This window comes from Acidovorax sp. KNOB132 (genome assembly GCF_057541515.1).
This window is the reverse complement of record NZ_BAAJYT010000260.1, coordinates 1-4850: the sequence shown is the minus strand read 5'-3', so window position 1 is coordinate 4850 and position 4850 is coordinate 1. Positions and strand designations below refer to the sequence as shown.

Below are 4850 nucleotides of genomic sequence, written 5' to 3'. Positions count from 1 at the left end.
GCGGGGTTGCCGGGGGTCTGCACGAATCCGGGCCATTGCCAGCCGGTGGCCTGGCCCAGCGGGCTCCAGGTGATGCCGCTGACCAGCGGCTGGCCGTTCCACTGCAGCCCGGTGAGCTGGCCGGTGGCGTCGTACTGGTGCACCAGCTGGCGACCGCTGGGGTAGGTGATGCGGGCGATCTGCCCGGCGCCAGCACTGCCTGCGCTGCCCGTCCCGCCTGGCACGTACTGGTAGCCCACGGTGCTGCTGCTGCCGTTGGCCAGGACCTGGGTGCGCGCGGTGATGCGCCCTTGCGCGTCGCGCTGGTAGCGCGTGGTGACGCCCGTGTCCTGGATCTCGCTCAAGGACCCCACGCTGGCGCTCGGGCTGCCGCTGGCGTTGTACTCGGGCCCGGGCAGGTCGTAGCGCAGCACGGTGGTGCGGCTCGCGTCGCCCAGGCTGCTCACGATCTGCGTGGGCCGGCCCAGCGCATCGCGCGTGATGGCGGTGGCACGCCCCAGCGCGTCGGTGAGGCTTTGCGGCAGCCCCAGGCTGTCGTAGGTGCGGGTGAGCGTGCCGCTGTCGGCGCTGGCTTCCTGGCTGGCATTGCCCAGGGCATCCCGCGTGTAGCTGGTGGCCACGCTCTTGAAGTCCGTGGCTTTGGTGACGGCATCCTGGGCGTTGTATTCCAGCGCGGCGCTGGCGTTCTGCGCGTTGGTGAGGGTCTTCACGCGCCGCAGCGCGTCCAGCGCGAGGGTGGTGCTGCGGCTGGCGCCCCCAACGATCTCGGTGCTGCGGATGAGTTCGCCGTTGGCGTCGTAGCCATAGCCGCTGGTGCTGACCGTGCCGGTCGCGGCCGAGCCGATGGTGACGCTCTCCACCCGGTTCAGGCTGTTGATGGTGCGCGCGACCGTCCATGCGGCCTGGCCTTGCGCATCGGTGATGCTCTCATTGATCCGGTTGCCCATGCCGTCCAGGGTGTAGCTGGCGCTCGCCCCCCGGTTGTCACTCCAGCCGGTCAGGCGCTGCGCGGCGTCGTAGGTGTAGCTGGTGGCGTAGCCGCTGGCCACGCTGGCGCTGGCCAGTTGCCCGCTGGCGGTGTAGGTGTAGCTGCTGACCTCGTCGCCGCGCTGCGCCCGTGTGAGCCGCCCGCGCGCGTCGTACTGGTAGCTGCTCACCAGGCCCGTGGGTGCGGTGTGGGTGAGCACCCGGCCGGCCGCGTCGTGGGTGTACAGGCTGCTCTGGCCCAGCGCGTTGGTGGCCTGGGTGAGGTGGCCCGCGCTGTCGTAGGCGTAGGTGGTCACAGCGCCGCCCGGGTCGGTCTCGCTGGCGACCAGGCCCGAGGGGTGGTAGGTCCAGGCCCAGGTGCGCGAGACGGGCGGGTTCACCGAGGTGTCCTTGATCGTCTGCGTGAGCGCGTTGCCCTGGCCGTCGTACGTGTAGGCCGTCTCGCGGCCCGCCTCCGTCACCTTGACCGGCAGGCGCCACTGCGGGTGCCATTCGGTGCTGGTCGTGCGCGCCTGCGCCGTGCCGCTGGCCTGCGTGGTGCTCAGCGGCACGCGCCTGCCCGCATCCCATTGGTACGTCGTCACGCTCCCGAGAAAGTCCGTCTCGGAGTCGATCAGCCCTTGCGCGTTCTGCACCCGCTGCGCGGCATCGGGCTTGCCCAGTGGATCGGGCTTGCTGGCACCACTGACGACCAGTTTGCCCAGGTTGAGGCTGTAGTTGAAGGTGCGCGCCGTGCCCAGGGGGTCGATGACGGTGGCGCCGGAGCCATCGGCTGCCGGATAGCTCACCTGGTAGCGGTTGACGCTGCCGGCCAGTTCGGTGCTGGTGGCCCGGCCCGTGCTGTCGTAGCCGAAGGTGCCCCAGCGCGCACCGGTCTCGTCCACGATGCCGGTGAGGGCCTGCGGGAAGCCCGCATCTTCGTACAGGAAGGACCGGCTCTTGCCATCGGGATAGGTGACGGTGGAGAGCCGGCCGCTGCCGTCGTAGGCATAGCGGATGACTTGCTGATCCGGTGTGGTAACAGAGGTCAGCCGGCCCGACGGTTGGTAATCAAGCAAGAGCTTCTGCCCGAACGGATTGGTGATGGAGGCCAAGAGTCCATACGCGTGGTACGCGTAGGACGTCACCCAGCCGTTGCGCGCCGTGACCGACTGCAGCTTGCCGCTGCTGCTGAACTGCAGCGTGGCGTCGTCGTCGCTGCGCTGGTAGGTCCAGGCGCCGGAGGCCGATTGCGTCAGCACGTCGTTGCTGGCCGTGGTCCAGGTGCTGCTGCCCGTCGCCTTGAAGAAGGTCCGCAGGTGGCCCTCTCCCGTCGTGATGCTCACGCTGATTCCGGTGGCCGCACTGCTGGCCAACAAAAACGCTTGATGATTGTGACTCCAGGCCATGCTCAAGGGCCCTTGGGGCCGGCCCGGGTCTTTGCCCCACGTGCTTTCGTACCGCCGAGTAAAAGACAGCGCCGCAGGCCCTTGCCCACTCCAATCGGTCTCGGTGCGAACCTTGGCTTCGTTCGACGGCATGATGGGCTGCCCCACCTCCACGCCGGAGGCCCTGCAGGAAAATGCCGGTGGTTCGGGCGTGGCGGCAATGCAGGCGTTGGTGGGCACGTCCTCGGCGAACCCCGGCTGGCAGGCACAGGTGCCGCTCGCCGTGGTGGTGCTGTTGGGCGGGCAGGACAACGTAGATTGTTTCCAGATGGGGGCCCAGTAATACGCCGGTCCCTCAGAGGAGTCGACGGCGCAGTAGTCGCCTGCGACCGCAAAGCCTGTGGCATTGGAATAGTGGCCGGCAAACCATGCGCAGTACGCCTCCTTGGTGGCGAACTTCGGGTTTCCCGTCGACCAATGGTACAGAAAGCTTTTTTGCAGTTCCGCATGCGCAGCGAGACTGCCCGTGAGCATCAAAAGGCCCAACGCAGCGTGCGACAGTGCCCGCGCCATCGCGCAACGGCAAAACCCGCTCAGCCGGCGCATGGCAAACGCTGTCCACCCCAAAAAACCGCTTTGAGGTCCAGCGGCTCTGAGCACCGTCGTGCTAAACACAGGGCAGCCCACAGTCAAGGCACTTTCAACCGATGCCTCATTTTTTGCACATTGCATTTCTTCTCCCGCCTGCTGTTTTGTCTAATGCCAAAAAAACTGAATTATTAGTCACAAACTAATTGATTCACAAGTAATGAATGCATGCATGACCAGCCGCCCCTCAAAACTCCGCATGCACCCGCACCGACACCACGTCCACCGGTCCCCGGTCGCGGTTGTAGCCCGGGTGCACGATGTGCTGCACCCCCAGCGACACGGCGGACTGCAGAGGCCCGCCCGGCATGGGCACCGGGGCGAACGTGAGCCGGTAATACGCCTCCCACACCCGCTCGTTGCCGTAGCGCAGCGCCCCGTCGCCCAGGAACGCCCCCAGCCCCCCGGCTGCGAGGTAGTTACGGTGGTCGGCCGACAACCCGTTGACCGCCAAGGCGGCGCCCACGCGGTCGGCGGCGCGGCCCCAGGCGGCGCCGCCGATCTGGCCGCCGAAGGACAGCTGGCGGTCGATCTCGGCGAAGGCGTACGTTTCCTGGCGGCCGCTGCTGCGGCTGGCGCGCACGAAGACGCCGGCGTCTTCGGCCAGCGGGGCCTCCAGGGTCAGGGCCCAGCCGGTCTTGGTCTGCAGGCGGCGCACGGCGCCGACGTCCGGCGTGCCGCCAACGGCCCGGGACGCGGCCAGCGCATCGGCGAACGCGCCCATGACGGCGCGGTTGCGGAACAGCAGCACGCGCCCGCGCAGCGGGCCGGCGGGCAGGGCCACGGGCAGGTCGGATTCGGCCTCGATCTGGTCGCCGTAGTGCTTGGTCCACGAGCGGTCCAGCGGCTGGCCGTTGGATTCGCGCGGCTGCAGGGCGCGGCCACCGCGCACGGCCCACTGCGGCGTGCGGTATTCGAGGATGCCGGCCCAGGTGTAGCCGCGCGCATCGGCCGCGTAGTCCCAGGCGCCGGGCGTCAGGAAGGACCAGTTGAAGAACTGCTCGCGCGGGTCCTTGGCGTAGGGGTTGTTGTCGAAGTAGTCCAGCAGCGAAAGGTTGCCGGCCACCAGGGTCCACCGGCGCGCGCTGGCGCTGCCGCCCAGTTCGTTGAAGTCGGGCTCGATGCGTTCGGTGTCGCCGCCCGCGTCCCAGCGCTGCAGCAGGAACAGGCGCGCGCGATAGGCCTTGATCTGCGCGCCCGAGGTGCGGGCCAGCTCGCCATTGGAGAGCCCGCCCGCGCCTGACAGGTGCGACAGCGGCACGCCCTGCCCCGCCTCGGGGTTGAAGTGGATCTGCGCGCCGCTCCAGGGGCGCAGCCCGAGGTCGGCGGTGGCGGTGAAGGAATACGAGCGCTCGGCCGTGGGCACCAGGCTGTTCGGGCCGGTGTAGGGCGCGTCGAACGAGGGCTTGTGCTGCCAGACGTAGGTGGTCTGCGCGTGCAGGGCCCAGGGGGGCGGGTCACCTTCCGCCGGGTTGCCGGCATCGCCGGACGGGGCGGCCAGGGCCTGGGCAGCGAGGACGGCCGCGGTGCCGCCCAGCGCGGCCTGCAGCACGCGCCGGGGCCCGAAGCCACGCAAGAAATGGGAGAGGAGCAACAGCATGCGGCGGCATTCTGTCAGGCCCCGGTGGCTGGCGCGTGTCCGCGCGACCGCCGCGCGCTTCAGCGTGGTTTTTTGCGCACAGGCAGGGTGGCGGCGGCGCTGGCCGAGACCTTGCCGCCCAGCCCGGGCGGCACGTGGGGGATCGGCTCAGGGATGGCGTCCGCAGGCTCGGCCACCGCGTCCGCGGCAGGCTGGGGCGATGCCACCACCGCCGCAGCCGGAACGGGCGCGGCGGCGCGCGCGGCCGG

General features: G+C 69.5%; 2 protein-coding genes and 3 pseudogenes. 1 reads left to right on the top strand and 4 read right to left on the bottom strand.

The genetic code is table 11. From position 1 onward, the window contains the following. Both AC27IO_RS20420 and AC27IO_RS20415 read right to left on the bottom strand, forming a co-directional pair. Positions 1 to 2312: pseudogene (locus tag AC27IO_RS20420) on the bottom strand (hypothetical protein); the annotation flags it as partial. A 21-nt stretch (positions 2313 to 2333) separates the two neighbouring features. Next, positions 2334 to 2507, bottom strand: a pseudogene (locus AC27IO_RS20415) (DUF6531 domain-containing protein); the annotation flags it as partial. On the opposite strand from AC27IO_RS20415, the gene AC27IO_RS20410 reads away from it, so the two are divergent. Further along, entirely contained in the window at positions 2479 to 2697 is a 219-nt protein-coding gene (locus AC27IO_RS20410) for a hypothetical protein (RefSeq protein ID WP_498740472.1), read from the top strand. The pseudogene AC27IO_RS20415 and the gene AC27IO_RS20410 overlap by 29 nt on opposite strands. Before the next feature lie 492 nt (positions 2698 to 3189). On the opposite strand, the gene AC27IO_RS20405 is transcribed toward AC27IO_RS20410, so the two are convergent. After that, positions 3190 to 4602: a carbohydrate porin gene (locus AC27IO_RS20405; protein WP_498740471.1), complete on the bottom strand. Its 1413-nt coding sequence runs from the start codon at positions 4600 to 4602 to the stop codon at positions 3190 to 3192. A gap of 59 nt (positions 4603 to 4661) precedes the next feature. Next, positions 4662 to 4850, bottom strand: a pseudogene (locus tag AC27IO_RS20400) (hypothetical protein); the annotation flags it as partial.

What these genes read in the sequence shown, in the direction of transcription:
- AC27IO_RS20405 (WP_498740471.1), bottom strand. Translation starts at nt 4,602, where the DNA reads ATGCTGTTGCTCCTCTCCCATTTCTTGCGTGGCTTCGGGCCCCGGCGC.